Consider the following 26,320-nt stretch of genomic DNA (forward strand, 5'->3'; position numbering starts at 1 on the left):
GGCCGCGGCGGCTGCCGCTTCCTTGGCTTCCTTGGCGGCCGCCACGGCGGCCTGTTCGGCGGCGCGGCGTTCGGCGGCGATGCGGGCCAGTTCCTGCGGCGCCGGCGTCAGGCGCACCGTGGCCAGGCGCATCAGCGGACGCAGCAGCAGGAAGTAGCCGAGGATGACGCCCACCGCGTACATCACGTAGGAGCTGATGTCGACCACGTTGTCGCGTTCCTGCCACCATGGGGTGACGGCGGCTTTCGGCGGGAAGTTCATGGCCGACACCACCAGCTGGTCGCCGCGCTCGGCGTTGATGCCCAGGCCGTTGCGCAGGATCTTGTCGATGTTGGCGATTTCGTTGGCGCTCCAGCCAGTCTTGGGCGTGGGCGAGGCGGCCTGCGCCAGCACCACGGCCACGCTCAGCTTCTCGAGGCGGCCACGGCTGCGCTTGGTCTGGGTGATGCTGCGGTCGTAGGCGTACTGGCGGGTGGTGGCGTTCTTGCGCGCGGTGCCGTCGGCCGGATTGTTGGGATCGTTGGTGGCGGCCGGCTTGGCGGCGTCGGCCGGGTTGGCGTTGGCCGGCGGCGGACGGTTCGACAGCGTGCCCGGCACGCCCTGGGCCACGCGGTTGCGGTCCATCTCCTCGCGCATGGCCTCGCTGGTGACCTTGGGATCGGCGCCGTATTTCTCCACCGTTTCCTCGACCTTGTCGTTGTCGACCGAGGCCATCACGCTCATGCGGAAGTTGTCGTCGCCGATGACCGGGCCCAGCAGGTTGCGCACATTGGCCTTGACCTCGTCCTGGATGCGCTTGCCGTTCTCGTTGCTGGCCGCGCCGGCGTCGAAGCCGTCGGCCAGGTCCACATGCGACGACAGCAGGTTGCCGGCCTGGTCGACCACGCTCACGCGCTGCGGGCTCAGGCTGGCGACGCTGCCGGCCACCATGTTCACCACGGCGGCGATCGCCTCCGGCGCCATGGTGTGGCCGGGTTTGAGCGCCAGCACCACCGAGGCCGACGATTTCTCGCCGTCGGAGGACACGAAGGAGGTCGACTTGGCGATCGACAGGTGCACGCGCGCGTGGGCGATCGCGTCCAGCGTCATGATCGATTGCGCCAGCTCGCCTTCCAGGCCGCGGCGGAAGCGCACGTCCTGCACGAACTGGGACACGCCCAGCGGGTCGTTCTTGTCCATCAGCTCCAGGCCGGCCGGCAGCTGCGCGGTCACGCCCTTGGCGGCCAGCAGCATGCGCACCTTGCCCAGCATCGAGTTGGGCACCAGCACCTGGCCGCTGTCGGGATGCAGGCGGTAGGGGATGTGGTCGGCGTCGAGCACCGTCATCATGTCGGCCGCGGCGACCTTCTCGTGCGCGCCAAACACCGGCTTGTAGCCCGCCTGGACGTTCCACAGGTACATCAGCACCATGGCGGTCACGCCGATCGCCAGCAACAGCAGCGGGTACAGGTTTTTGAGCAGGTTGGGCGGCAGGGACAGCGCGACGGGGCTGGCGCGCCAGCGCTCGAAGGCGGACTTGATGGGGTTGATCACGTTGGTGGCTTTCGCGAAGACTTACAGCGGTAATTTGATGAGTTCGTCCACGGCGCCCATCACTTTGTTGCGCACTTGCATCAACATCGAGAAGGACAGGCTGGCTTCCTGGCTGGACAGCATGGCGCCGACCAGGTCGTCGCTCTTGCCGGCGTCGACGTCGGACATCTGCTGGGCGGCGTTGGCGTCGGCGTCGTTGACTTTATGGACCGCGTCCTTCATCGACTGGGCGAAGGAGAAGGCGGGCTGGGCGTCGCCTGCGCCGAACTGCGCGGCCGGGGCCACGGTCTGGGTGGCCAGGTTCTGCGCCGCGTTGGTGAGCGACGCGAGGTCGGCTTGTATCAGGCTAGAGATTCCGTTACTCATCTTGCTATCTCCCGTTTATGCGACGTTAGTCCCATCCATCTACCATATCCAGATTGCCAGAAAGCAGCAAGTCCCGCGTTGTTTATCTGTCGGCAGCTGTTCTCAATCAAACGACATAACGATGTGTATGTCACAGTCTTGTAAGAAAGGCAGTGTAGGAATGCCGGCCTGAAGTGTGACCAAACCACCGCGTCGGGATGGATGTCACAATTGCCGACTCATAGGGGGAAAGTGGGGCGCCAACTGGGCGGTAGCCCGTGCGGACTGTTTTCCTACGGCAAATATCGTTATAAATCATTCACTAAGCGCCATTTATTCAAGTGTGTTGCACAGCAGCGTCAAACGACTGGAGCGGGTTAAGCTTACTGGCTGGCAATACTCTTGTAAAGGCTTATTTGCCACAAGGAATTATGGCCAAATATTGTTGGATGGAAATAATGTGAATTTTGATGTATCCTGTGCTACCGACATCGCATGACTTTAAGTTACGATAGGTAATATTCCCCAAATAGTGCGCTGGAAGTAACCAGTTTTTAGCTGGATAGTGCGATGATGGTGATGTAGCGAAGAATTTCCGACATGGCGAAAACATGACAACGACAAAACAGACAGCGCCACCTCTCGTGCTGGACCCCTGCCTGCTGGGGCGGCCTGTACACCTGCTGCACATCTTCGCCGCCCAATTGCGCGACGACCTGTCGCAGTCGATGCGGCTGAACATGAACCGCCGCTACTGGGGCGGCTTCCAGGTCGAGGACGTCGCGTTCAGCCGGCTCGAGGGCGACGAGATCCGCAGCCGCTGGCTCAGCTTTGCCGCGCCGGCCGGCCACATCGCCTTCTCGCTGGAGCGCAAGGTGCTGCTGAGCGTGCTGAACTACCGCTACGGCAGCGGCAAGGCCGACGCCGCCGCGCTGGACGAGAACGCGGTGCGGGTGACCGCCACCGAGGAGCGCCTGGCGGTGGTGCTGGGACAACAGTTGGCCGGCACGCTGGCCGGCCGCATCGAACTGAACCTGCCGGTGCCGGACAAGGCGCCCGCCGCCGAAGGCGCGCCGGAAGCGGCCGACAGCGAATTCAAGCCGGCCCCCGGCTCCCATCCGGCCAAGGGCAGCTGGATCATCACCGTCACGCTGGCCGACATCGCCAGCGGCGCCACCGGCAAGTACTGGTTCGCGCTGGACAAGGTGCTGATGTCCAGCGTGCTGCGCGGCCTGCTGCGCGACCGCGACGCCGGCAAGAAGCCCAAGGCGGTCGCGCCGCTGGCGCAGCGCCTGCAGGTGGGCCTGGTGGGCCGCCTGGCCAGCAAGGAGGTGCCGCTGGGCAGCCTCTACGATTTACAGGTCGGCGACGTGATCCCGATCAGCCTGAACAGAGCGGATGTGCTGCTGGAAGATTCCCGCATCTTCACCGCCGCCGTGACCGAACACAAAGGCAAACTCTGTTTAACCTCTTTTGAAGACGCCGAATAACATGATGAACATGAACGTAGCCAACCCTAGCGACGCCCTGCTGGAAGACCTGTCCGAAGAAATGATCATCGACCAGGTCGGCACCGAGCTGACCGACCTGCCGGCCACGCCGGTGCGGCGCGACCTGCCGGCCATGATGCGCAAGATCCCCGTCACGCTGACGCTGGAGGTGGGCTCGGCCCGCATCTCGCTGCAGGACCTGATGGCGATCGGCCCGGACAGCGTGGTCGAGCTCGACGTGCTGGCCGGCGAGCCGCTGGTGATCAAGGTCAACGGCACCGCCATCGGCCGTGCCGAGGTGGTGGTGGCGGGCGAGAACTACGGCCTCAAAGTCATCGACCTGGACGGCCTCAATCTCGACATGATGACTCCATGACCTGGAGCATGACGCCGCGCCGCCGCCTGGCCGGCCTGGCTGGCCTGGCCGGCCTGGCCCTGTGCGCCGCTGGCCCCGCCCACGCGGTCGACCTGCTGGCCAACGTGGTGCCCGGCGCGAAGACCGAGCTGACGGTCAAGACCCAGATCCTGATCATCATGACCTTGCTGGGCTTGCTCCCGGTGATGGTGATGATGATGACCAGCTTCACCCGCTTCGTCATCGTGCTGTCGCTGCTGCGCCAGGCGCTGGGGCTGCAGCAGGGCCTGCCCAACCGCATCATCACCGGCGTGGCGCTGATCCTGACGCTGCTGGTGATGCGCCCGATCGGCGACCAGATCTGGAAGGACGCCTTCGTGCCCTACGACCAGGACAAGATCGGCCTGGAGACCGCGCTGCAGATCGCCGAGAAGCCGGTGGCGCGCTTCATGCTCGCCCAGACCAGCAAGGCCGCGCTGCAGCAGATCGCCCACCTGGCCGGCGAGGACAAGATCACCGAGCCGTCGCAGCACGCGTTCACCGTCAAGCTGGCGGCGTTCGTGCTGTCGGAACTGAAGACCGCGTTCCAGATCGGCTGCATGCTGTTCATTCCCTTCCTGGTGATCGACCTGGTGGTGTCGTCGGTGCTGATGGCGATGGGCATGATGATGCTGTCGCCGCTGGTGATTTCGTTGCCGTTCAAGCTGCTGCTGTTTGTGCTGGTGGACGGCTGGACCCTGACCGTCAACACGCTCGTGACCAGCGTGCAGGCGTACTGACAAGATAGGCGGCCCTATGCTGACTCCCGAAGTTGCCGTCGACCTGGTGGTCGAATCGCTGCACATCGTCATGCTGCTGGTGGTGATCCTGGTCGTGCCCGGCCTGATCACCGGCCTGGTGGTGGCGCTGGTGCAGGCCGCCACGCAGATCAACGAGCAGACGCTGAGCTTTTTGCCCAGGCTGCTGGTGACGCTGCTGGCCATCATCCTGATGGGGCGCTGGATGGCTGGCTACCTGATGGATTTCTGCGTCTCCATCTTCACCCGCGCGGCCACGCTGGTCGGTTAGCTTCCCCGCCGTCATGGAACCGATACTGAGCCAGCTGCTGCCCCTGCTCACCGCGCTGTGGTGGCCGTTCTGCCGCATCCTGGCGATGTTCATCGGCGCCCCGGTGCTGGGCGAGGCGGTCACGCCGGTCACGGTGCGCATCCTGATCGCGCTGGTGCTGGCCATCCTGATGCTGCCGCTCACCAGCGGCGCCGGCGCCGCCGCCATCGATCCGTTTTCCCTGGGCGGCATCGCCGCCAGCGCCGAGCAGGCCCTGATCGGCTTCGTGCTGGGCCTGGCCTTCCACTTCGCCATGTCGGTGATCAGCGTGCTGGGCTTCATGGTGTCGTCGCAGATGGGCTTTTCGATGGCGGTGATGAACGACCCGATGAACGGCCAATCGTCGGACGTGGTGTCGGCGCTGCTGTCGGTGCTGTCGATCATCGTGTTCTTCGCCATCGACGGCCACCTGGTGATCGCCAACGTCATCGGCCAGAGCTTCAAGGCCTGGCCGCTGGGCCACGGCTACCAGCCGCTGCTGCTCAACGCCATCGCCTACAACGTCGCCTGGATTTTTTCCGCCGCCATGCTGCTGGCCATTCCGGTGGTGTTTTCCACGCTGGTGGTGCAGCTGGGCTTTGGCCTGCTCAACCGCGTGGCGCCGGCGCTCAACCTGTTCGCGCTGGGCTTCTCGGTGATCACCATCTTCGGCCTGATGATGCTGGCGCAGGTGGTGCGCTTCATTCCCGACCACTATGTGCGGATGACCAATATGGTGCTGGAGCTGATCCGCCAGCAGATGCAGGCGGCGGTCCATGGCTGACCAGGACAGCGCCGACAAGACAGAGAAGGCTTCACAACAGAAGCTCAAGAAGTCGCGCCAGGAAGGGCAGGTGGTGCGCTCGCGCGACCTGTCGACCGCGATCGGCATCCTGGTCAGCCTGAAGCTGTTCGTCTACCTGCTGCCGGACTACCTGGCCGAATTCCTGGAGATCTTCCACCAGACCTATGCGCCGCTGGGCGCCACCGGCTCGATCGACAACGCCATGTCCACCGTGTTCAGCTCGTCGATGTGGTTGCTGATCAAGATGGTGCTGCCGCTGTTCGTGGTGCCGTTCTTCATCGTGCTGGGCGCGATGGTGCCGGGCGGCTGGGTGATCACCACCAAGCACTGGGAACCCAAGATGGAACGGCTGAGCCCGGCCGCCAACCTGGGCCGGCTGTTCAGCGCCAAGCACGGCACGGAATTCCTGATCTCGCTGGCCAAGGCCGGCGTGCTGATCGCCGTGCTGATCCACGTGGCCCGCTCGACCGTGCAGAACTACACGCAGCTGCAGCACATGCCGATGGGCCAGGCCATGCTGTCGGGGTCGAATTTGATGCTGGACGGCTTGATGTCGCTGATCGCGGTGTTTATCATCTTCGCTTTGATCGACGTGCCGGCGCAGGCGTATTTCTTCGCCAAGAACCAGCGCATGTCCAAGCAGGACCAGAAGGAGGAACACAAGTCGACCGAGGGCCGGCCCGAGGTCAAGAGCCGCATCCGCCAGCTGCAGCGCGCCATGGCGCGGCGCAGCGCGCGCAAGACCGTGCCGACCGCCGACGTGGTGATCGTCAACCCGGAGCACTACGCGGTGGCGCTCAAGTATGACCAGGACCGTGCCGAAGCACCGTATGTGGTGGCCAAGGGCATCGACGAGATGGCCTTGTACATCCGCCAGCTGGCGGCCGAGTTCAAGATCGAGGTGATGCCGCTGGCGCCGCTGGCGCGCGCCATCTACAACACCAGCCAGGTCAACCAGCAGATCCCGGTCCAGCTGTACCAGGCGGTGTCGCAGGTGCTGAACTATGTATTGCAATTGAAGGCATTCCGTACCGGACGGCGCAACGCCGAGCCGGTGTATCCAAAAGAAGTCGATGTCCCCACATCCATGAGCGAGGCAAGTAAGTCATGAATTTTTTGAACAGGCTGGTCGCAGAAGCGCGTCGCCACAAGTTCGCCACGCCGGCATTCCTGCTGGTGATCCTGGCGATGATCATCCTGCCGTTGCCGCCGGTGCTGCTGGACGTGATGTTCACGTTCAATATCGTGCTGGCGCTGATCGTGATCCTGGTGTCGGTCTCGGCCCGCCGGCCGCTGGACTTCTCGGTGTTCCCGACGGTGATCCTGGCCACCACCATGATGCGCCTGACCTTGAACGTGGCCTCGACCCGCGTGGTGCTGCTGCACGGCCATGAAGGCACGGCCGCGGCCGGCCAGGTGATCGAAGCGTTCGGCAAGGTCGTCATCGGCGGCAATTACGTGGTCGGTATCGTCGTGTTCGTGATCCTGATGATCATCAACTTCATGGTGGTGACCAAGGGCGCCGAGCGGATCTCCGAGGTGTCGGCGCGCTTCACGCTGGACGCCTTGCCCGGCAAGCAGATGGCGATCGACGCCGACCTCAACGCCGGCCTGATCAACCAGGAAAAAGCCCAGGCCCGCCGCCTCGACGTGGCCGCCGAGGCCGACTTCTACGGCGCCATGGACGGCGCCTCCAAGTTCGTGCGCGGCGACGCCGTCGCCAGTATCCTGATCCTGATCATCAACATGGTCGGCGGCGTGGCCATCGGCGCGCTGATGCAGGACATGTCCTTCGGCGACGCCTTCCGCCAGTACGCGCTGCTGACCATCGGTGACGGCCTGGTGGCGCAGATCCCGGCGCTGCTGCTGTCGGCCGCGGCCGCGATCCTGGTGACCCGCATCTCCGACTCGGGCGACTTCGAGCAGCAGGTCGGCGGCCAGGTGCTGGCGTCGCCGCAGGTGATGCTGAGCGCGGCGGGCATGATGCTGATCCTGGCCCTGGTGCCGGGCATGCCGTGGCAGATGTTCGGCCCGTTCGCGCTGGTGCTGGCCTATGTGGGCTACCGGCTGCTGCAGCGGGTCAAGGCGCCCGACACCAGCAACCTCGACGCCATCGAGGCGGCGCTGCGCGACGACCGCGCGCCCGAGCTCGACTGGCACAGCCTGCCGGCCGTGCAGCAGCTGCAGGTGGCGCTGGGCTACAAGCTGGTCAGCCTGATCGACAAGGCCCACGGCGAGCCGCTGACCAAGCGCGTCAAGGGCGTGCGCCAGAGCCTGTCCGAAGCCATGGGCCTGCTGCTGCCGCCGATCATCGTGCGCGACGACCTGGGCCTGAAGCCGTCGCAGTATTCGGTGATGTTGTCGGGCAGCGTGGTGGCCCAGGCCGAGGTGTTTGCCGACCGCCTGATGGCGATCCCGTCGCCCAACGTCTACGGCCAGATCGACGGCATCCCCGGCATCGAACCGGCCTACGGCATGCCGGTGACCTGGATCGAGACCAGCGAGAAGGCCAACGCGCTGGGCCTGGGCTACCAGGTGGTGGAGGCGCCAAGCGCGATCGCCACCCACCTGTCCAAGCTGATCCGCGAATACCTGCCCGAGCTGTTCCGCCACGAGGACGTGTCGGCGCTGATGGAGCGCTTGTCGGCGCTGTCGCCCAAGCTGGCCGCCTCGCTGGACAAGGCGCTCACGCACACGCAGATGCTGCGCGTGTTCCGCGTGCTGCTGGCGGAGAACGTGTCGCTCAAGGACATCGTGCCGATCGCCACCACGCTGGTCGACAGTTCCGAGACCACCAAGGACCCGATCCTGCTGGCGGCCGAGGTGCGCTGCGCGCTGCGGCGCCAGATCGTCACCGGCCTGTTCGGGCAGAGGACCGAGATGCAGGCCTTCAACCTGGGCGGCGACCTGGAGAACATGCTGCTGGGCTCGCTGAACCAGGCGCGCCAGAGCGGCAAGGTGGTGCTGGACAACTACCCGATCGATCCGCACCTGCTGGCGCAGCTGCAGGTCAACATGCCGGTGGCGCGCGAGCAGATGAAGCAGCAGGCCACGCCGCCGCTGCTGCTGGTGCTGCCGCAGATCCGTCCGCTGCTGGCGCGCTACGCGCGGCTGTTCGCGCCCGGCCTGCACGTGCTGTCGTACAACGAGATCCCGGAAAACCGCGAGGTCAGCATCATCGGCACGGTCGGCTGATTCCGGCGCCCTCCGCGCAGGCCGCCCCGTCCACGGACCGGGCGGCATTTTTTTTGCCGCTTTCGTTGCTTTTTCACCAGTAATTAATATTATTGCACTGATTTTTTGATAAGCATGATATCTTTTGACTATCATCAACCGCAGTAACTGACTGAAAGAGCCGAAAATGAGAAATACGAAATTTGTACGCGCCCTGCTGTTCTTCGTTGCCGTCGCCGCCGCCGGCATCGCCGGCGCCGCGGAGCAGCACCAGGTGGTCAATGTCGCGGGGATCCAGAGCTACGATCTCCAGGGCGAGGCGGGCAATACCGTGATCGAGCTGAACCTGGGGGCGCTGGCGCAGGTCACCAGCATCAGCTGGAACTACGACATCACCGCCCACGATCCGAGCTGGCTGGCCGATATGCAGGTATCGTTCACTTCCAGCAGCGGCGACGGCGTGGTGTTCACCGCCAGCGCCACCGCCGAGTCGGGCAGCGAGCACCAGGAGGGCAGCGCCGACCTGGGCGACCTGGGCCTGGCCTTCAAGGTGGGCGCCGACGGCAAGCTGCGCCTCGAATTCAGCGAGAGCTTCAAGGACCTGGCCCCGGGCCAGGCCGATGGCCAATGGGATGCCGGCAGCTTCACCATCGGCTACGTCAGCGCCGTGCCGGAACCGTCGACCTACGCGATGATGATGCTGGGCCTGCTGGCCGTGGGCGCGGCCGCCCGCCGCCGCCAGCGCTAAGCCGCAACCGCCGTATTGGCCCGCCCGGCGTCCGCGCCCGGCGGGTTTTTTTATGCCGTGGCGCTCAGGCCGATCCGGACAGCAGGTCGTCCGGCGGCAGCGGCTGCGACAGCAGCACGGCCAGTTCCGCCATGGCCTTGAAGATGGCGTGCGTGAGCGCCGCCGTGTGGGCGCGGGTGGGGTGGGTGTGCTCGCCGCTGATGGCGGGCAGTTCGCGCCGCAGGCGGCAGCGCAGTATCGTCAGGCCGCAGCGGCTGACGGTGGCCGCCAGCTGCGGCAGCATTTCGCGCATGTGCTGCATGGCCGAGGTCTGGGCCGCGCCCACCTCCAGCGCCACGCCGTTGCCGGTGGCCGGCTCCATCTGGATCACCACCCGGCCCACGCCGGGCAGCATCAATTCCAGCCGCAGCGCCACGCGCGCGCGGCGGCGGCGGTTGGTGCGGTCCTGCTCCTCGTCCTCCTTGACGATCACCTTCAGCACCAGGCGCTCGGCGCCCCAGGCGTAGACGGCGAAGCGCCACGGTTCCATCTCGGTCACCAGCGGCAGGCCGGGGCGGCCTTCGCGCATGGCGGCCGGCGTGTGGTCGGCCATGAACAGGCTCGACGGCATGTGCTGGCCGCTGGCCTGTTCCAGCCAGGCGGCGCGCTGTTCGGCGTAGGTGCGCACCATGACCTGCCACGAGGCGGCCATCATCTGGGTGTCGGGCGGCTGCCAGACCAGCTGGCGCGATAAAAAGACTTGATTGGGGCGCATCGCGGCCGGATCGCCGGCGTTCGGCACCTCGGCCAGCGCGGCCGCCAGCCCCTCGACGCCGGACTGCGGCAGCGGCAGGCCCTCGGGGCCGTCGAGCAGCACGCCGACCGCGCCGGGACCATCGGGCGCCAGCGGGCCGACCGGATAGTCGGCGTCCAGCGGTGTGGCGCCGGGCGCGCGCGCGACCGGTCCCGGCTGCGTGGCCTGCCGGTCCGGGATGCCCAGCGGGCGCGTTGTGGGTCCGATGCGGTCTAAAGCCATCAGGCTTGCTCTCGAAAAAAACCGGTGAAAAAAAAGCCAACCGAACTTCCGGTTGGCTCCTTGTGTTCCCGACCTGCGAGCAGATCAGGAGGGCGCTACGATTACTGCAGCAAGGACATAACCAGGGACGACGTGCTGTTCGACTGCTTCAGCATCGCGGTGCCGGCTTGCAGCAGCATCTGGCTGGAAGTCATGTTCGACGATTCCGAAGCGAAGTCGGTGTCCATGATACGGCCAGTTGCAGCTTTGGTGTTGGTCGAAATGTTCGACAAGTTGTTGTACACGTGGTCCAGACGGTTAGCGGCCGCACCCAGCGACGAACGCACGCCGCCGACCTGGTCGATGGCGGTGGTGATGGTGTCGATGGCGTTGTTCGCGTTGGTCTGGCCGGTGGTGTTGGTCGCGCCGGCGGCGGTACCATCGGTGCCGTCCGAGATTTCGGAGCCGACGGCCGAGCCGCCAGCTGCGTAGCGTGCCGACACGTTGGCCAGGGCGGTGCCGGTCAGGGCGGTCATGGCGGTCGACAGGTCGATCGACATGGTTTCGCTCTTGGTGGCGCCGATCTGGAAGGTCATGGCCGAGGCGATGGTGCCGCCGTCCAGCAGCTTGGCGCCGCCGAAGGTGGTGTTTTTCATTACGTTGTTCAGTTCGCTACCCAGCGCGTCGAACTCGGACTGCAGAGCAGCCTGGTCTTTTGCGGTCGACGAGGCATCGGCTGCCTGGGTGGCCAGATCTTTCATGCGGGTCAGCATGGTGGTGACTTCGTCAAACGCGCCTTCGGCGGTTTGCAGCATCGAGATCGAGTTCTGGGTGTTGCGCATGGCCATGGCCATACCGCTCGATTGTGCTTTCAGACGGGTTGCAATCTGCAGGCCGGCAGCATCGTCCATGGCCGAATTGACACGGAAACCGGTGCTCAGGCGGGTCTGCGAAGTCGACAGGGACATCTGGGTGCGGGAGATCGAGTTCTGTGCGGAAAGGGCCGCAGCGTTAGTGTGAAGGCTCAGCATGAAATAACTCCTGGTAGGTGGATTCAGTTCGGAGCAACGGATCCTTTGTGCTCTCCCAAGTACAAGACGACCGTATCTGGAAGGACATTAAATGCTTTGTGGAAATTTCTAAAATATTTTTCCATGAAGGATGAATTAGCGCTGTTGCGGCGTGCCGCGCCGGTCCTCCACCGCTTGATTATGAGACGGTTTTGCCGGGGGAGGTGGCAATAAATCGTTCCCGGAATAAAAAAACAGCGCGCCACCAAGGACGCGCTGCTTCCGCATTGTTGCTTTTTTGGCTTACATATTCGGATAGTTCGGGCCGCCGCCGCCTTCGGGCGTTATCCAGACGATGTTCTGGGTCGGGTCCTTGATATCGCAGGTCTTGCAGTGCACGCAGTTCTGGGCGTTGATCTGCAGGCGGTCCGCGCCCTCGTCGGTCTTGACGAACTCATACACCCCGGCCGGGCAGTAGCGCGCCTCCGGACCCGCGTACTGGGCCAGGTTGACGTCCACCGGCACGCTCGGGTTCTTCAAGGTCAGGTGGATGGGCTGGTCCTCGGCGTGGTTGGTGTTGGAGATGAACACCGACGACAGGCGGTCGAAGGTCAGCTTGCCGTCCGGCTTGGGATAGCTGATCGGCGTGCATTGCGAGGCCGGCTTCAGGCATTCGTGGTCGGCGTGGGTGTGGTGCAGCGTCCACGGCGCCTTGCCGCGGAACACCAGCTGGTCAATGCCGGTCATCAGCGAGCCCAGGTACAGGCCCTTGTTCAGCCACGGCTTGACGTTGCGCGCCACGTGCAGTTCCTCGTGCAGCCAGGATTGCTCGAACGCGACCGGGTAGGAGGCCAGCTCGTCGTGCTGGCGGCTGGCGCCCAGCGCCTCGAACACGGATTCGGCGGCCAGCATGCCGGACTTGATGGCGGCGTGGCTGCCCTTGATGCGGCTCATGTTGAGGAAGCCGGCGTCGCAGCCGATCAGCGCGCCGCCCGGGAACACCAGCTTCGGCAAGGATTGCAACCCCCCTGCGGTGATGGCGCGGGCGCCGTAGGAAATGCGCTTGCCGCCCTCGAAGAAGGTCTTGATGGCCGGGTGGGTCTTGTAGCGCTGGAATTCCTCGTACGGCGACAGGTAGGGGTTCTCGTAGTTCAGGCCGACCACATAGCCGACCATGACCTGGTTGTTTTCCAGGTGGTACAGGAAGGAGCCGCCGTAGGTCTTGCTGTCGAGCGGCCAGCCGGTGGTGTGCACCACCAGGCCGGGCTGGTGCTTGGCCGGGTCGATTTCCCACAGTTCCTTGATGCCGATGCCGTACGACTGCGGGTCCTTGCCCTTGTTCAGGTCGTACTTGGCCATCAGCTGCTTGCCCAGGTGGCCGCGCGCGCCTTCGGCGAACAGCGTGTACTTGCCATGCAATTCCATGCCTAGCTGGAAGTCCGAGCCGGCCTCGCCGTCGCGCTTGACGCCCATGTTGCCGGTGGCGACGCCCTTGACCGAGCCGTCGTCGTTGTAAAGAATTTCGGCGGCGGGGAAGCCGGGGAAGATCTCCACGCCCAGCGCCTCGGCCTGCTGGCCCAGCCAGCGCACCACATTCCCCAGCGAAATGACGTAGTTGCCATGGTTCTCGAAGCAGGCCGGCAGCAGGAAGTTCGGGGTCTTGATGGCCTTGGTTTCGGTCAGGAACAGCACGCGGTCCTCGGTGACGGCGGTGTTCAGCGGCGCGCCTTTTTCCTTCCAGTCGGGGATCAGTTCGGTCAGCGCCTTCGGGTCCATCACGGCGCCGGACAGGATGTGGGCGCCCAGCTCGCCGCCTTTTTCCAGCACGACGACCGACACTTCCTGGCCTTTTTCGGCGGCCAGCTGCTTGATCTTGATGGCCGCCGACAAGCCCGCAGGGCCGCCGCCGACGATCACGACGTCATACTCCATCGCATCGCGCGGGCCGTACTGTTCTACTAGATTTTGTGGCTGTGTCATGGTCTGTTCTTATCGTGGTCTATGAGGTGGAGAAAAATTTAAGCACGAGTGTGCTTCTTTTTCGTCCGGATTGCAATGTGGGCGCCATTTTGAGGGACATTATTAGACACTGCAATCTAATACTGGCGATTTGTGTAATCATAACGATTCGACAGTCTACGCTGTCGGAAATTCATCACCAATACCAAATACTAGGAGTAGCCCGTGGGCATAGAAGTCAACTTTGAGGGAAAAATTGCGCTGATCACCGGCGCCTCCAGCGGTCTCGGAGCCCGGTTTGCCAAAGTGCTGGCCCAGGCCGGCGCCCAGGTGGTGCTGGCCTCGCGCCGCACCGAGCGCCTGAAGGAGCTGCGCGCCGAGATCGAGGCGGACGGCGGCGCCGCCCATGTGGTCAGCCTGGACGTGACCGACTACGCCAGCATCAAGTCGGCCATCGCCCATGCCGAGACCGAGGCCGGGCCGATCGACATCCTGGTCAACAACTCTGGCGTGTCGACCACCCAGCGGCTGGTCGACGTGACGCCGGAGGACTATGCCTTCGTCATGGACACCAACCTGCGCGGCGCCTTCTTTGTTGCCCAGCAGACCGCCAAGCGCATGATCGCGCGCGCCAAGGGCGATCCGACCAAGAAGCACCGCATCATCAACATCGCCTCGGTGGCGGGGCTGCGGGTGATGCCGCAGATCGGCGTGTATTGCATGAGCAAGGCCGGCGTGGTGCAGATGACCAAGGCCATGGCGGTGGAGTGGGGCAAGTACGGCATCAACACCAACGCCATCTGCCCCGGCTATATCTCGACCGAGATCAACGAGGAATACTTCGCCAGCGAGCAGGGACAGAAGCTGATCAACATGCTGCCGCGCAAGCGCCCGGGCACGCCGGAAGACCTGGACGGGCTGCTGTTGTTGCTGGCCGGGGAAGACTCCAACTTCATCAACGGCGCCATCATTTCCGCCGATGACGGCATGACCGCAACGTAAACCGCAGTCATTCCCGCGCAGGTCAGAGCCGCAGGCCGACCAGCTTGTGGACCAGTTCGGACGAGGTGGCGGCCGAGAACTTGCGCATCAGCTTGGCGCGGTGCATTTCCACCGTGCGCGGGCTGAGGTCGATCTGGCGGGCGATGGTCTTGCTGGTCTTGCCCTCGACCAGCAGGGCGGCGATTTCCCGCTCGCGCGGCGTCAGCTCGGCCGTCACCGGACGTTTTTCGCTGACGTCCTCGAAGGTCCAGATGCCGGGGCCCAGCGGCTCGGACGCCTTCATCGAATGCCCGGTGACGTGGCACCAGAACAGTTCGCCGTTCGCGCGGCGCATGATGCGCTCGTCCGAATAGCGGCCCCTGGCGTTCATGATGGGGATGATGCGGTCGCCGGTGCGCAGGAACTCGTCCATGGTCGGGTACAGCACCACGAAGGACAAGCCTTGCAGCTGCGTGCGGGGATAGCCGAACATCGCCGCCAGCGCCTCGTTGCAGGACTGGATGACGCGGTTTTCCGAGATGCACATGCCGACCGGCGCGTGCAGGAAAATGGATTCGTAGTCGATGACCGGAGCGTTGTTCATGTGTGGGGGCGGCAGGTAGTTCTACGGTATTGTGCTTTTGATGTGCGTATTCTATGCTGAGACGCCTCGTCGCTAGCGCATTTAACAATGTTAGCAACGTATTTAGCAACACGTGTTGAGCAAATAAGATAAGGGACACCCATGAACAAGATCTATCCTGACGCCGCCGCAGCGCTGGCCGGCGTCGTACAAAACGGTCAAACCATCGCCGTCGGCGGGTTCGGACTGTGCGGCATCCCTGAGGCGCTGATCGCCGCGCTGCGCGATTCCGGCGTCACCGGACTGACCGCGATCTCCAACAACGCCGGCGTGGACGGCTTCGGCCTTGGCCAGTTGCTGGAAACCCGGCAGATCAAAAAGATGATCGCCTCCTACGTGGGTGAAAACAAGGAGTTCGCGCGCCAGTACCTGGCCGGCGAGCTGGAGCTGGAATTCACGCCGCAAGGCACGCTGGCCGAGAAGCTGCGCGCCGGCGGCGCCGGCATTCCGGCCTTCTTCACCAAGACCGGCGTCGGCACCATCGTCGCCGAGGGCAAGGAAATCCGCGAATTCGACGGCGAGCAATACGTGATGGAACGCAGCCTGGTGGCCGACGTTGCGCTGGTCAAGGCCTGGAAGGCCGACAAGGCCGGCAACCTGGTGTTCCGCAAGACCGCCCGCAACTTCAACCCGAACGCCGCGATGGCCGGCAAGGTCACCATCGTTGAAGTCGAGCAGCTGGTGGAAATCGGCGAGATCGACCCGGACGCCGTGCACCTGCCGAGTATTTTCGTGCACCGCATCGTGGTCAACGCCACGCCGGAAAAACGCATCGAGCAGCGCACCGTGCGCGCCAACCAAGAATAACGGAGAGAGCAAATCATGGCATGGACTCGTGACGAAATGGCCGCGCGCGCGGCGAAGGAATTGCAGGACGGTTACTACGTCAATCTCGGCATCGGCTTGCCGACGCTGGTGGCGAACTACGTCCCGGCGGGCATGGAAGTGTTCCTGCAATCGGAAAACGGCTTGCTGGGCATCGGCCCGTTCCCGACCGACGACGAGGTCGACGCCGACCTGATCAACGCCGGCAAGCAGACCGTGACCGCGCTGCCGGGCGCGGCGTACTTCAGCTCGGCCGACTCGTTCGGCATGATCCGGGGCGGCAAGATCAACCTGGCGATCCTGGGCGCGATGCAGGTGTCGGAGCAGGGCGACCTGGCCAACTGGATGATCCCGGGCAAAATGGTCAAGGGCATGGGCGGCGCGATGGACCTGGTGGCCGGCGTCAAGCGCGTGGTGGTGCTGATGGAGCACGTCGCCACCGCCAAGGACGGCTCGACCTCGCACAAGCTGCTGAAGAAATGCGACCTGCCGCTGACCGGCGTCGGTGTGGTCGACCTGATCGTGACCGATCTCGGCGTGATGGAAGTGACCGCCCAGGGCTTGAAGCTGACCGAACTGGCGCCCGGCGTCACCAGGGAACAGATCCAGGCCGCCACCGGCGTGCCGCTGGACATGTCGGCCGTGTAGGCACCGCCGGCACACAACAAGGCACGCTTCGGCGTGCCTTTTTTTATGCCCCGCCGGCCGGCGCAAACTTGCATTTGGGAAATTCAACGGATAGACTGTTAGAAAAATAACTATCTTATTTCTCAATGAAACCGATCCGATGCGGGGTACTGTACTTCCTGGCCTGCCTGGTGTGTGTCCCGGCCTGGGCCAAACCGGCCGACTACAAGACCGGCGCCGCCGCGCCATGGGTGGTGCCGGTATCGCCGTTGCACCCGCCTGCCGCGACCCCGCTGCCTCCGCGCGGCGGCGTGGCCTATCTGCTGCAGGACTACCAGACCCGCGTCGACCAGCGCGGAAAGGTGACGTATTTGCACGTGGCCAAGCGGGCGCTCGACAGCAGCGGAGTGGAGAAGGTCGCCTCGATCAGCATCAGCTATGACCCTACCTACCAGAGCTTGACGCTGCATGCGATCAACGTGATCCGCGACGGCAAGCTGACGCCCCGGCTGGCCAGCGCCAAGGTGCACGTATTGCAGCGCGAGACCGAACTGGATTCCCAGATCTACGACGGCAGCATGACCGCCAGCGTCATGCTGGACGATATCCGCATCGGCGACATCGTCGAATACGCGTACAGCGTGGACGGCAGCAACCCGGTGTTCCAGAACAAGGTGACGGGCAAGGCCGACCTGGAGTGGGCCGTGCCGGTGGAGCACGCCTTCGTGCGGCTGCTGGTGCCATCCAGCCGCCCGATATGGATCGCGCCGCGCCGCACCAAGCTCAAGCCGCGGTTGATGGAAGCGGACGATTACCGCGACTACCGCTGGGAACAGCACAACGTGCCGGAATTGCGCGTCGACAGCGGCGCGCCCGAGTGGTACGACCCCTACGCTTCGGTGCAATGGACCGAGTTCCGCGACTGGGCCGAGGTGGTGCGATGGGCCCTGCCTTTGTACCAGCCGCCGCGCGACATGGGCGAGGCGCTGCGCCGCGAAGTCGAGCGGATCGCCCGCGAACACGCGGACCCGGCCGGCCGCGTGGCCGAGGTGCTCAAGCTGGTGCAGCGTGACATCCGCTACCTGGGCATCGAAGTCGGGCCCGGATCGCACGCGCCGACCGCGCCGTCCACGGTGTTCCAGCGCCGCTTCGGCGACTGCAAGGACAAGACACTGCTGGTGGTGACGATGCTGGACGCGCTGGGCATCGACGCCGCGCCGGCGTTGGTCAACACCGCCATCGCGCGCGAGGTGGCGACCTGGGCGCCGACGCCGACCGCTTTCAACCACGTGCTGGTGCGGGTGCGCACGGGCGGCAAGCTGTACTGGCTGGACCCGACGCGGTCCCTGCAGCAAGGCGACCTGGAGCACCTGTATCAGCCGGACTACGGCTATGCGCTGGTGCTGGAGCCGGGCGCCGCAGGCTTGTCGCCGATGGCGGGCCGGGCCGCCCCGCGCAAGACCGTGCACGCGCTGTTCGACGCCAGCGCCGGCCTCGCGCAGCCGGTCAGCTACACGGTGAGCACCACGTTCGAGGGGCGCGGCGCCGACGGCCTGCGCGACCAGCTGGCGAGCAACAAGGCCGAACTGGTCGCGCAGTACCAGAATTTCTATGCGCGCAGCTATGCCGGCATCCGCGCCGATGGCGAGCTCAAGGTGCAGGACAACGCGCCCGCCAACGCGCTGACGCTGGTGGAGTCGTACCGCATTCCCGGTTTCTGGGAGCGCAGCCGGAAGGGCGGCCGGCTGGAGGCCAATATCGAGGCGTCGGACGTCACGGGGCCGCTGAAGGCGCCGGATGCGATCGGCCGCAACGCGCCGCTGCGCCTGGAATATCCGAACAACATCAGTGAAGTGACCGAGGTGCGCCTGCCCGAGCGCTGGAATCTGAAAAGCGAGCGCGCCGACGTGCACGATCCGGCCTTCGATTTTTCCTACGAGGTGGCGCCTGCCGCCGATGGAAAGAGTGTGCGTATCACGGCGAACTACCGCGCGCTGAGCGACCACGTCGATCCGGGCGACATGGGCAATTACGCCGCTCACTTGAAGCAGGCGCGCGAGACGGTGGGGTATCGGCTTTATACCGACGCCCCGGGCGAGCGCGTGGCCGGCGAGGCGCCAGCCGCATCCGGCACCGGTCCGGGTGTGCCTGGGTGGCTGTTGGGGCTGGCCGCGCTGACCGTGGTGGGGCTGCGGCGGGTGCTGCTGCCTGCCGGGCGCGGCGCCGTCCCCGAGCACCGCGAAGTGAACCGGCGCCTGGCGCTGGCAGCGAGCCTGCTGGGAGCGATGTTCGCATTGATCGGCCTGACGGCGATCCCGCTGCGGTACTTGTTGCCGGTGTCGGCCGTCGTGCTGGCCATGCTGGCGAAATATCTGTGGGAGGGCGTGCCGCTGGTGCCGGCCACCCATCCGGCCTATCGCTGGGCCCGTCGCTGCTACAACTTGAGGAGCGATCCGGTGACGATGGCCTTGTGGTCGCTGGCCCGCAGGCTGCCGCCGTTGCTGGGCTGGTTCATGCTGGGCAGCTACGCGGCCCAGGTGCTGAGCCGCTAGGCAACCCCGGCGTCAGTCGTGGTGGTGCACCACGGTTTTCCAGACCGCATCCATATGTTTTTTGTAGGCGGCGTTGATTGGTTGCAGCAGGGCGGCGTCGTATTGGCGCTTGCCTTGCAGCGCCGGCCCGGTGTCGTGGAATTCCAGCTCGCCGCGTATGGCCAGCTTGGTCGCGCCTTCGCGCAGGATCACCTTGACGGTCGAGTAGTCCACGCCGCCGCTGCAAAACAATCGATACGGTATGGTGACTTCGCTGCGGCCGTCGTGGTTCAGGTCGGTGATGCGCACGGCGGAAGGGAAGAATTCCGCGACGTGGTCCAGGATCGGGCAGTCGACAGAATCGCGCACCGTCCATTCGGTCACCCAGCGGCCGTCCTTGCGGCCGTAGTAGGTGGCGGCCAGTTCGAGATAATCTTCGTCGCGGTCGGAGTTGGCCGCCTGCGAGCGGCTGGCCTTGCGGCTCAGCACCAGCAGGTGTTCGCCCTCGCGGTCCTCGACGCGCTTGGCGCCGACCAGCGTGCCGGCGTAGCCGATGTGGCGCGCGGCCAGGTACACCGCGTCGATCTTGGGGGCGGGCTCGGCGGCGGCGCAGGTGGCGGCGGCCAGCCACAGCGCGAGGGGGGCGGCGGTGTTTGATGAGGTAGTCATGCCCGGAATATATACGAAAAACGCCCCGCAGGCCGTCATGCAGCGTGCGGGGCGTTGGCCGGGTAAAAACCGATCAGTGCGCGTGGCGGGTCAGCGGCTGCAGGTCCGGGTCGGTCACGGTCGAGCCGGGATTGTTCAGTTCTTTGTGCAGCGTGTCGTGGTTCAGCTCCTTCTCCCAGTGCGACACCACCACCGATGCGACGCCGTTGCCGACGAAGTTGGTCAGCGCGCGGCATTCGCTCATGAAGCGGTCGATGCCCAGGATCAGCGCCATGCCGGCCACCGGAATGGTCGGCACCACGGCCAGCGTCGCCGCCAGCGTGATGAAGCCGGCGCCGGTGATGCCGGACGCGCCTTTCGAGGTCAGCATCGCCACGCCGAGGATGGTCAGCTCCTGGCCCAGCGTCAGGTCGGTGTTGGTGGCCTGCGCCACGAACAGGGCGGCCATGGTCATGTAGATGTTGGTGCCGTCCAGGTTGAACGAATAGCCGGTCGGAACCACCAGGCCCACCACGGACTTGGAGCAGCCCAGGCGTTCGAGCTTGGTCATCAGCGAAGGCAGCGCGCTTTCCGACGAGCTGGTGCCCAGCACGATCAGCAGTTCTTCCTTGATGTAGTTGATGAACTTGAAGATCGAGAAGCCGGTCAGGCGCGCCACGGTGCCCAGCACCACCACCACAAACAGGCCGCAGGTCAGGTAGAAGCAGCCCATCAGCGTGGCCAGCGGCTTGAGCGAGGCGATGCCGTATTTGCCGATGGTGAAGGCCATCGCGCCGAACGCGCCCAGCGGGGCGACCTTCATGACGATGCCGACCACGCCGAAGATGGCCGACGACAGCTCGTCGATCAGCTTGGTGACCGGCTTGCCGCGCTCACCCAGCAGCGACAGCGAGAAGCCGAACAGGATGGCGATCAGCAGCACTTGCAGGATGTCGCCCTTGGCGAAGGCGTCCACCACGGTGTTCGGGATGATGTTCATCACGAAGTCGATGGTCGATTGGTGCTTGGCTTTTTCGGTGAATTCGGCGATGGCCTTGGTGTCGAGCGTGGCCGGGTCGGCGTTGAAGCCGGCGCCTGGACGCACGATGTTGGCCACGAACAGGCCGATCACCAGCGCGAAGGTGGAGATCACCTCGAAATACAACAGCGCCTTGCCGCCGACGCGGCCGATTTTCTTGATGTCCTGCATGCCGGCGATGCCGGAGACCACGGTGCAGAAGATCACCGGAGCGATGATCATCTTGATCAATTTGATAAAGCCGTCGCCGAGCGGTTTCATGGCGACCGCGTCTGATGGGTAAAAAGCGCCCAGCAGGATGCCGCATGCAATGGCGAACAATACCTGGACGTATAGAACTTTATAAAACGGCTTTTTCACGGGGTCTCCTCGCGTTCTTGTGAGGAGTTCATCATCCGACAAAATAGGAGACATCACCATTGTGGTTAACCGCATTCACAACAGTGATATCCCTTATGCAAGGTTATTGCGCCACCCAACCGCCGTCCATATTCCACGCCACGCCGCGCACTTGCTTGGCCGCGTCGCTGCACAGGAACACGGCCAGCGCGCCCAGTTCCTCCGGCGTGACGAATTCGCCGGACGGCTGCTTGTCGGCCAGCAGCGCCTTCTTGGCGTCCTCGTTGCTGATGCCGTCCTTGGCGGCGCGGGCGTCGACCTGCTTCTGCACCAGCGGCGTGAGCACGAAGCCGGGGCAGATCGCGTTGACGGTCACGCCGGTGGTGGCGGTCTCCAGCGCGCTGGCCTTGGTCAGCCCGATCAGCCCGTGCTTGGCGGCCACATAGGCCGACTTGCCGGCCGACGCCACCAGCCCGTGCGTCGAGGCCAGGTTGATGATGCGGCCCCAGTTGTTGGCGCGCATGCGCGGCAGCACCAGGCGCGAGGTGTGGAAGGCCGAGGTCAGGTTGATGGCGATGATGGCGTCCCACTTCTCGACCGGGAAGTCCTCGACGTTGGCCACGTGCTGGATGCCGGCGTTGTTGACCAGCACATCGACGCCGCCGAACTTGTCGCCGGCGAACGCGATCATGTTTTCGATCTCGGCCGGCTTGGACATGTCGGCATTATGGTACGCCACCTGCACGTCGAATTCCTTGGCCAGGTCGATCTGCAACTGGGCGATCTCGGCGGCGTCGCCAAAGCCGTTCAGCAGCACGTTGGCGCCTTCCGCCGCCAGGGTGCGGGCGATGCCCAGGCCGATGCCGGAGGTGGAGCCGGTCACCAATGCGGTCTTGCCGCTCAAAGTCTTGTTTGCCATAGTGTCCTCAGTGGGGTTGGAGATTAAAGTCGTGCTGCGCTACACTTCGGTAGGATTTTAAGCGTAACGCCCGGTAAAATGGTATTTCTAAACAGCATTGCACAAATCACTATAAAAACCACCAAGGAAGTCGCATGTTCGAAGCAAAAATAAAGTCTGTTCAATGTCTGTCTCTGGCTGGTTTGCACCGCATGTCGTACAAGGAATGGGGCGATGAGAGCAACCCGAACGTGCTGCTGTGCGTGCACGGCGTCACCCGCGTCGGCGACGACTTCGACAACATGGCGCGCGCGCTGGCCAACGACTACCGCGTGATCTGCCCCGACATCGTCGGCCGCGGCCGTTCCGGTTGGCTGAAAAATCCGCAGCTGTACCGTATTCCGCAATATGTCAGCGACATCGTCACGCTGCTGGCGCGCGTGCTGCCGGCCGGCGAGCAATCGACCGTCGATTGGTTCGGCACCTCGATGGGCGGCCTGATCGGCCTGGGCCTGGCCTCGCTGCCGGACAACCCGGTGCGCAAGCTGATCCTCAACGACATCGGCCCGGTGCTGGCGCCGGCGGCGCTGCAGCGCATCGGCGACTACATCGGCCAGGACCTGCGCTTCGACACCTTCGACGAGGCCGCCAAGTTCATCCGCGACGTCTCGCTGACCTTCGGCCAGCACACCGAGGCCGAATGGCATAAACTGGCGAGCGACGTGCTGCGCCAGGACAAGGACGGCAAATGGATACGCCACTACGACATGGGCCTGGCCCTGCCGTTCCGCTCGGCCACGCCGGAATCGGCCGCGGCCGACGAGGCGATGCTGTGGGCGGCTTACGACGCGATCCGCTGCCCGACGCTGCTGGTGCGCGGCGCCGAGTCCGACCTGCTGAGCGCCGAGACCGCGGCGCTGATGGCGCAGCGCGGCCCCAAACCGGCGCTGGTGGAAATCCCGCACGTCGGCCACGCGCCGACCTTTATTCACGACGACCAGATCGCCATCGTCAAGCAATTCCTGTTGGGTTAATGTAAAGAAGAAAAAAGTATGGAAATCAAACGACTGCATGTAGGCAAACGCTTGTCCGAAGTGGCAATCCACAATGGCACCGTGTATCTGGCGGGCCAGATCGCCGACGACAAGACACAGGACATCCGCGGCCAGACCCGCGAAGTGCTGGGCCACATCGACCGCCTGCTGGCCGAAGCCGGCAGCGACAAGACCTGTATCCTCAGCACCACCATCTACATCGCCGACCTGGCCGACTTCGCCGGCATGAACGAGGAGTGGGACGCCTGGGTGCCGAGCGGCCACACGCCGCCGCGCGCCACCGTGGAAGCGAAGCTGGCCGATCCGGCATGGCGCGTGGAGATCATCGTCGTCGCCGCGCAGCGCTAGGGGCATCATGGTTTCCATCACCGCGCTCACCAGCGCAACGTCGGAGCAACTGGTCCAGGGCCTTTCGCCGGATGACAGCGCGCGCATGCTGGCGGCGCTGGACTTCGCCAGCGGCGCCTACGGCGACAAGCTCTGCGCCAGCGGCCAGGCCGCCATCGACTTCGCGGTCGGCGTGGCCGGCACGCTGGCCTTCATGCGTACCGACGTCGAGACCCGCATCGCCGGCCTGATGTTCGAGCTGACCCTGCTCGACACGGCGCAGGCGCCCATCATCGAACCGCGTTTCGGCCAGGAGGTCAGCGACCTGGTGGCCGGCGTGCGCCAGCTGATCCGCCTGCGCGAACTGACGCAGACCCAGGGTCCGCAGGGCGCCGTCGCGCGCGGCCGCAATGCCGCGCAGATGGCGGTGGCGCAGGTCGAAACGCTGCGCAAGATGCTGCTGGCCATGGCCTCGGACATGCGCGTGGTGCTGGTGCGGCTGGCCTCCTGCGTGACCACCTTGCGCTACTTCGCCGACATCAAGCTGTTCAACGACATGACCTGCGCCTACGGCCGCGAAACGCTGGACCTGTACGCGCCGCTGGCCAACCGGCTGGGGATCTGGCAGCTCAAGTGGGAGCTGGAGGACCTGTCGTTCCGCTTCATCGAGCCCGAAGCGTACAAGCGCATCGCCAAGATGCTCGAAGAAAAGCGCATGATGCGCGAAGGCTTCGTCACCTCGTCGATCGCGCGGCTGCAATCGGAAATGTCGGCGGCCGGCATCCAGGCCGAAGTGTTCGGGCGGCCCAAGCACATCTACTCCATCTGGAGCAAGATGAAAGGCAAGGAGCTCGACTTCACCGACCTGTACGACGTGCGCGCCTTCCGCGTGATCGTGGCCGACGTCAAGACCTGCTACACGGTGCTGGGCGTGGTGCACAATATCTGGACGCCGATCCCGAAGGAGTTCGACGACTACATCTCGCGGCCGAAATCGAACGGCTACCAGTCGCTGCACACGGTGGTGACGGCCGAGGACGGCCGCCCGCTGGAAGTGCAGATCCGCACGCAGGAGATGCACAGCTTTGCCGAGTACGGCGTGGCGGCGCACTGGCGCTACAAGGAAGAGGGCGGCTCCAACTTCGCCGGCCAGAAGTACGATGAAAAAATCGCCTGGCTGCGCCAGCTGCTGGCGTGGAAGACCGACGTCGCCGACGCGGTGGTCGGGCAGGAAGAGCAGCAACGCGAGTGGGTGGAGAAACTCAAGTCCGCCGCGCTGGACGACCGCATCTTCGTGCTGACGCCGCAGGCGCGCGTGCTGGAACTGCCGGTCGGCGCCACGCCGGTGGACTTCGCCTACCACCTGCACAGCGATGTCGGCCACCGTTGCCGCGGCGCGCGCGTGGACGGCGTCATGGTGCCGCTGAACACGCCGCTGAAGAACGGCCAGACCTGCGAGATCATCACCGCCAAGGGCGCGCCCGGCACGGCCGGTCCGTCGCGCGACTGGCTCAGCGACGAATACACGGTGTCCACGCGCACGCGCTCCAAGATCCGCGCCTGGTTCCACGCCATCGACATGCAGGAAACGCTGTCGCACGGCCGCGCGATGGTCGAGAAATCGCTGCAGCGCGAAGGCAAGACGGCGGTCAACCTGGAAGCGCTGGCCAACAAGCTGGGCTTCGCCAAGGTGGACGATCTGTTCCTGTCGGTGGGCAAGGATGAATTCAGCCTGCGCCACGTCGAGCAGGCGTTGCACGACACCGGCGAACCGGTCGAGCCGGAAGATGCGGTGGTGCTGGGCAAGAGCAAGGCGTCCAGCGTGGACCAGGGCGCCAAGTCGGGCGTGCTGGTGGTGGGTACCGACGGCTTGATGACGCAGCTGGCCAAGTGCTGCAAGCCGGCGCCGCCGGACGGCATTGTTGGCTTCGTCACGCGCGGCAAGGGCGTGTCGATCCACCGCGCCACGTGCAAGAACTTCGCCGAGATGCGCGCCAAGGCGCCGGAGCGGGTGATCGTGACCGAGTGGGGACGGGCCGGATCGGACACCGTCTACCCGGTCGACATTTTCATCCTGGCGGGCGACCGCCAGGGCCTGCTGCGCGATATTTCGGAGATCTTCTCGCGCGAGAAGATCAACGTCATCGGCGTCAACACGCAGAGCGCCAAGGGCTTCGCGCGCATGACCTTCACGGCTGAGATCGGCGCCACCGCGCAATTGCAGAAAGCGCTGAACGCCATCGCCGAAGTGACCGGCGTCCAGGAAGCGCGGCGCGCCTAGGCTTCGGCTTGCATCGCGGCCTGCACCGAGGGGCGGGCTGCGATGCGGTTTGAATAGGCCGCCACGGCCGGCCAGTTGTCCAGGCGGATATCGAAGAAGGCAAACCAGCACAGCACCGTGTACAGGTAGGCGTCGGCCACGGTGAACTTGTCGCCCATCAGATAGTCCTGTTGTTGTAGCGTGTGCTGCAGGAACGTCATGCGCTTCTGCAGCTTGTCGCGGAAGATGGTGGTGGCGGCTTCGGGCATCGCGCGATTGAACAGCGGCGCCACGCCGGCGTGGATTTCGCTGCCGATGAAATTCAGCCACTCCTGCAAGCGCACGCGCTGCCAGCTGCCTGGCGGCGGCGCCAGCCCGGCCGACGGTTTCAAGTCCGCCAAATATTGAACGATGGCCACGCCCTCGGTCAGCACCTCACCATTCTCCAATTCCAGCGCGGCGACATAACCTTTCGGGTTGATGCTGCGGAAGTCCCTGCCGTCGGCGGTCAGCTTGGTCTGGTTGTCGACGCGTACCAGCTCATAAGGCAGACCCAGCTCCTGCAATACGATGTGCGGCGAGAACGAGCAGGTGTGCGGTGCGAAATATAGCTTCATGTTGGATTCCATAAGAACGATGAGGCTTCAC

Annotated in this window: 25 protein-coding genes; 15 read left to right on the plus strand and 10 right to left on the minus strand. The window is 64.7% G+C overall.

Annotated features, from left to right (window positions below):
- Window positions 1-1,533 (minus strand): flagellar basal-body MS-ring/collar protein FliF (gene fliF, locus GTP90_RS23255; RefSeq protein ID WP_161085777.1); only part of this gene is annotated, 1,533 nt, incomplete at its 3' end.
- A 21-nt stretch (window positions 1,534-1,554) separates the two neighbouring features.
- On the minus strand, window positions 1,555-1,899 hold the full coding sequence (fliE, locus tag GTP90_RS23260) for a flagellar hook-basal body complex protein FliE (protein WP_161085778.1): 345 nt from the start codon (window positions 1,897-1,899) through the stop codon (window positions 1,555-1,557).
- Between the two features lie 590 nt (window positions 1,900-2,489).
- Here fliE and GTP90_RS23265 point away from each other — a divergent pair.
- From GTP90_RS23265 to GTP90_RS23300, 8 genes are all read left to right on the plus strand, one after another.
- Window positions 2,490-3,368, plus strand: coding sequence for a FliM/FliN family flagellar motor switch protein (locus GTP90_RS23265; RefSeq protein WP_161085779.1), 879 nt, complete (start codon window positions 2,490-2,492; stop codon window positions 3,366-3,368).
- 4 nt (window positions 3,369-3,372) lie between these two features.
- Window positions 3,373-3,744, plus strand: coding sequence for a FliM/FliN family flagellar motor switch protein (locus tag GTP90_RS23270; protein ID WP_175048196.1), 372 nt, complete (start codon window positions 3,373-3,375; stop codon window positions 3,742-3,744).
- Entirely contained in the window at window positions 3,741-4,502 is a 762-nt protein-coding gene (fliP, locus tag GTP90_RS23275) for a flagellar type III secretion system pore protein FliP (RefSeq protein WP_161085781.1), read from the plus strand. Before GTP90_RS23270 ends, fliP begins: the two co-directional genes overlap by 4 nt.
- Window positions 4,503-4,518: 16 nt before the next feature.
- Window positions 4,519-4,791 (plus strand): flagellar biosynthesis protein FliQ, encoded by a 273-nt coding sequence (gene fliQ, locus GTP90_RS23280; protein WP_008449457.1) that lies wholly within the window; start codon window positions 4,519-4,521, stop codon window positions 4,789-4,791.
- A gap of 13 nt (window positions 4,792-4,804) precedes the next feature.
- Entirely contained in the window at window positions 4,805-5,593 is a 789-nt protein-coding gene (locus GTP90_RS23285; protein ID WP_161085782.1) for a flagellar biosynthetic protein FliR, read from the plus strand.
- Window positions 5,586-6,725, plus strand: coding sequence for an EscU/YscU/HrcU family type III secretion system export apparatus switch protein (locus GTP90_RS23290; RefSeq protein WP_161085783.1), 1,140 nt, complete (start codon window positions 5,586-5,588; stop codon window positions 6,723-6,725). Before GTP90_RS23285 ends, GTP90_RS23290 begins: the two co-directional genes overlap by 8 nt.
- The gene (locus tag GTP90_RS23295; RefSeq protein ID WP_161085784.1) at window positions 6,722-8,809 is read left to right on the plus strand and encodes a flagellar biosynthesis protein FlhA; all 2,088 of its coding nucleotides are present in this window, start codon (window positions 6,722-6,724) and stop codon (window positions 8,807-8,809) included. Before GTP90_RS23290 ends, GTP90_RS23295 begins: the two co-directional genes overlap by 4 nt.
- A gap of 166 nt (window positions 8,810-8,975) precedes the next feature.
- The gene (locus GTP90_RS23300) at window positions 8,976-9,536 is read left to right on the plus strand and encodes a PEP-CTERM sorting domain-containing protein (protein WP_161085785.1); all 561 of its coding nucleotides are present in this window, start codon (window positions 8,976-8,978) and stop codon (window positions 9,534-9,536) included.
- A gap of 64 nt (window positions 9,537-9,600) precedes the next feature.
- On the opposite strand, the gene GTP90_RS23305 is transcribed toward GTP90_RS23300, so the two are convergent.
- The 3 genes from GTP90_RS23305 to GTP90_RS23315 all read right to left on the minus strand — a co-directional run bounded on the left by GTP90_RS23305 (window position 9,601) and on the right by GTP90_RS23315 (window position 13,472).
- Window positions 9,601-10,551, minus strand: a complete 951-nt coding sequence (locus tag GTP90_RS23305) for a hypothetical protein (RefSeq protein ID WP_161085786.1) — start codon at window positions 10,549-10,551, stop codon at window positions 9,601-9,603.
- Between the two features lie 101 nt (window positions 10,552-10,652).
- Entirely contained in the window at window positions 10,653-11,561 is a 909-nt protein-coding gene (locus GTP90_RS23310; RefSeq protein ID WP_161085787.1) for a flagellin N-terminal helical domain-containing protein, read from the minus strand.
- Window positions 11,562-11,843: 282 nt separating this feature from the next.
- Window positions 11,844-13,472: an electron transfer flavoprotein-ubiquinone oxidoreductase gene (locus GTP90_RS23315; RefSeq protein ID WP_161085812.1), complete on the minus strand. Its 1,629-nt coding sequence runs from the start codon at window positions 13,470-13,472 to the stop codon at window positions 11,844-11,846.
- Between the two features lie 252 nt (window positions 13,473-13,724).
- Here GTP90_RS23315 and GTP90_RS23320 point away from each other — a divergent pair, with 252 nt between their 5' ends.
- The gene (locus tag GTP90_RS23320) at window positions 13,725-14,501 is read left to right on the plus strand and encodes an SDR family oxidoreductase (protein ID WP_161085788.1); all 777 of its coding nucleotides are present in this window, start codon (window positions 13,725-13,727) and stop codon (window positions 14,499-14,501) included.
- A 22-nt stretch (window positions 14,502-14,523) separates the two neighbouring features.
- Here GTP90_RS23320 and GTP90_RS23325 read toward each other — a convergent pair whose 3' ends face one another.
- Window positions 14,524-15,084, minus strand: a complete 561-nt coding sequence (locus GTP90_RS23325) for a LuxR C-terminal-related transcriptional regulator (RefSeq protein WP_161085789.1) — start codon at window positions 15,082-15,084, stop codon at window positions 14,524-14,526.
- 141 nt (window positions 15,085-15,225) lie between these two features.
- Between GTP90_RS23325 and GTP90_RS23330 the strand changes: the two genes are divergently transcribed.
- From GTP90_RS23330 to GTP90_RS23340, 3 genes are all read left to right on the plus strand, one after another.
- Window positions 15,226-15,930 carry a CoA transferase subunit A gene (locus tag GTP90_RS23330; protein ID WP_161085790.1) on the plus strand — a complete coding sequence of 235 codons (705 nt, stop codon included), beginning with the start codon at window positions 15,226-15,228 and terminating at the stop codon, window positions 15,928-15,930.
- 15 nt (window positions 15,931-15,945) lie between these two features.
- Complete coding sequence (locus tag GTP90_RS23335) at window positions 15,946-16,596, plus strand: CoA transferase subunit B (RefSeq protein ID WP_161085791.1); 651 nt, start codon at window positions 15,946-15,948, stop codon at window positions 16,594-16,596.
- A gap of 125 nt (window positions 16,597-16,721) precedes the next feature.
- Entirely contained in the window at window positions 16,722-19,127 is a 2,406-nt protein-coding gene (locus tag GTP90_RS23340) for a DUF3857 domain-containing transglutaminase family protein (RefSeq protein ID WP_161085792.1), read from the plus strand.
- 12 nt (window positions 19,128-19,139) lie between these two features.
- Here GTP90_RS23340 and GTP90_RS37325 read toward each other — a convergent pair whose 3' ends face one another.
- The 3 genes from GTP90_RS37325 to GTP90_RS23355 form a co-directional block, all read right to left on the minus strand.
- On the minus strand, window positions 19,140-19,775 hold the full coding sequence (locus GTP90_RS37325; protein WP_161085793.1) for a M949_RS01915 family surface polysaccharide biosynthesis protein: 636 nt from the start codon (window positions 19,773-19,775) through the stop codon (window positions 19,140-19,142).
- A 73-nt stretch (window positions 19,776-19,848) separates the two neighbouring features.
- The gene (locus GTP90_RS23350; RefSeq protein ID WP_175048198.1) at window positions 19,849-21,207 is read right to left on the minus strand and encodes a dicarboxylate/amino acid:cation symporter; all 1,359 of its coding nucleotides are present in this window, start codon (window positions 21,205-21,207) and stop codon (window positions 19,849-19,851) included.
- Between the two features lie 49 nt (window positions 21,208-21,256).
- Window positions 21,257-22,051, minus strand: coding sequence for a 3-hydroxybutyrate dehydrogenase (locus GTP90_RS23355; protein WP_161085795.1), 795 nt, complete (start codon window positions 22,049-22,051; stop codon window positions 21,257-21,259).
- Window positions 22,052-22,185: 134 nt separating this feature from the next.
- Here GTP90_RS23355 and GTP90_RS23360 point away from each other — a divergent pair, with 134 nt between their 5' ends.
- The 3 genes from GTP90_RS23360 to GTP90_RS23370 are packed head-to-tail and all read left to right on the plus strand — an operon-like array spanning window position 22,186 to window position 25,693.
- Window positions 22,186-23,064 carry an alpha/beta fold hydrolase gene (locus tag GTP90_RS23360; protein ID WP_161085796.1) on the plus strand — a complete coding sequence of 293 codons (879 nt, stop codon included), beginning with the start codon at window positions 22,186-22,188 and terminating at the stop codon, window positions 23,062-23,064.
- 18 nt (window positions 23,065-23,082) lie between these two features.
- A complete protein-coding gene (locus GTP90_RS23365; protein ID WP_161085797.1) occupies window positions 23,083-23,433 on the plus strand; it encodes a RidA family protein in 351 nt (116 codons plus the stop codon).
- Between the two features lie 7 nt (window positions 23,434-23,440).
- On the plus strand, window positions 23,441-25,693 hold the full coding sequence (locus tag GTP90_RS23370; protein ID WP_161085798.1) for a RelA/SpoT family protein: 2,253 nt from the start codon (window positions 23,441-23,443) through the stop codon (window positions 25,691-25,693).
- Here GTP90_RS23370 and gstA read toward each other — a convergent pair.
- Window positions 25,690-26,289, minus strand: a complete 600-nt coding sequence (gene gstA, locus GTP90_RS23375) for a glutathione transferase GstA (protein ID WP_161085799.1) — start codon at window positions 26,287-26,289, stop codon at window positions 25,690-25,692. The two genes, GTP90_RS23370 and gstA, sit on opposite strands and share 4 nt — an antisense overlap.
- Window positions 26,290-26,320: the final 31 nt, after the last annotated feature.

The sequence above is a fragment of the Duganella vulcania genome, from assembly GCF_009857655.1.
In the GTDB taxonomy this organism is placed as follows: Bacteria; Pseudomonadota; Gammaproteobacteria; order Burkholderiales; family Burkholderiaceae_D; genus Rugamonas; species Rugamonas vulcania.

Coding starts and splice junctions, on each gene's coding strand:
- GTP90_RS23305 (WP_161085786.1), bottom strand. CDS start 10,551: ATGGCTTTAGACCGCATCGGACCCACAACGCGCCCGCTGGGCATCCCG.
- fliQ (WP_008449457.1), top strand. CDS start 4,519: ATGCTGACTCCCGAAGTTGCCGTCGACCTGGTGGTCGAATCGCTGCAC.
- fliP (WP_161085781.1), top strand. CDS start 3,741: ATGACCTGGAGCATGACGCCGCGCCGCCGCCTGGCCGGCCTGGCTGGC.
- GTP90_RS23365 (WP_161085797.1), top strand. CDS start 23,083: ATGGAAATCAAACGACTGCATGTAGGCAAACGCTTGTCCGAAGTGGCA.
- GTP90_RS37325 (WP_161085793.1), bottom strand. CDS start 19,775: ATGACTACCTCATCAAACACCGCCGCCCCCCTCGCGCTGTGGCTGGCC.
- GTP90_RS23325 (WP_161085789.1), bottom strand. CDS start 15,084: ATGAACAACGCTCCGGTCATCGACTACGAATCCATTTTCCTGCACGCG.
- GTP90_RS23265 (WP_161085779.1), top strand. CDS start 2,490: ATGACAACGACAAAACAGACAGCGCCACCTCTCGTGCTGGACCCCTGC.
- GTP90_RS23340 (WP_161085792.1), top strand. CDS start 16,722: ATGAAACCGATCCGATGCGGGGTACTGTACTTCCTGGCCTGCCTGGTG.
- GTP90_RS23360 (WP_161085796.1), top strand. CDS start 22,186: ATGTTCGAAGCAAAAATAAAGTCTGTTCAATGTCTGTCTCTGGCTGGT.
- GTP90_RS23335 (WP_161085791.1), top strand. CDS start 15,946: ATGGCATGGACTCGTGACGAAATGGCCGCGCGCGCGGCGAAGGAATTG.
- GTP90_RS23290 (WP_161085783.1), top strand. CDS start 5,586: ATGGCTGACCAGGACAGCGCCGACAAGACAGAGAAGGCTTCACAACAG.
- GTP90_RS23350 (WP_175048198.1), bottom strand. CDS start 21,207: ATGTCTCCTATTTTGTCGGATGATGAACTCCTCACAAGAACGCGAGGA.
- GTP90_RS23285 (WP_161085782.1), top strand. CDS start 4,805: ATGGAACCGATACTGAGCCAGCTGCTGCCCCTGCTCACCGCGCTGTGG.
- GTP90_RS23315 (WP_161085812.1), bottom strand. CDS start 13,472: ATGGAGTATGACGTCGTGATCGTCGGCGGCGGCCCTGCGGGCTTGTCG.
- GTP90_RS23330 (WP_161085790.1), top strand. CDS start 15,226: ATGAACAAGATCTATCCTGACGCCGCCGCAGCGCTGGCCGGCGTCGTA.
- fliE (WP_161085778.1), bottom strand. CDS start 1,899: ATGAGTAACGGAATCTCTAGCCTGATACAAGCCGACCTCGCGTCGCTC.
- gstA (WP_161085799.1), bottom strand. CDS start 26,289: ATGAAGCTATATTTCGCACCGCACACCTGCTCGTTCTCGCCGCACATC.
- GTP90_RS23295 (WP_161085784.1), top strand. CDS start 6,722: ATGAATTTTTTGAACAGGCTGGTCGCAGAAGCGCGTCGCCACAAGTTC.
- GTP90_RS23355 (WP_161085795.1), bottom strand. CDS start 22,051: ATGGCAAACAAGACTTTGAGCGGCAAGACCGCATTGGTGACCGGCTCC.
- GTP90_RS23300 (WP_161085785.1), top strand. CDS start 8,976: ATGAGAAATACGAAATTTGTACGCGCCCTGCTGTTCTTCGTTGCCGTC.
- GTP90_RS23310 (WP_161085787.1), bottom strand. CDS start 11,561: ATGCTGAGCCTTCACACTAACGCTGCGGCCCTTTCCGCACAGAACTCG.
- GTP90_RS23270 (WP_175048196.1), top strand. CDS start 3,373: ATGAACATGAACGTAGCCAACCCTAGCGACGCCCTGCTGGAAGACCTG.
- GTP90_RS23370 (WP_161085798.1), top strand. CDS start 23,441: ATGGTTTCCATCACCGCGCTCACCAGCGCAACGTCGGAGCAACTGGTC.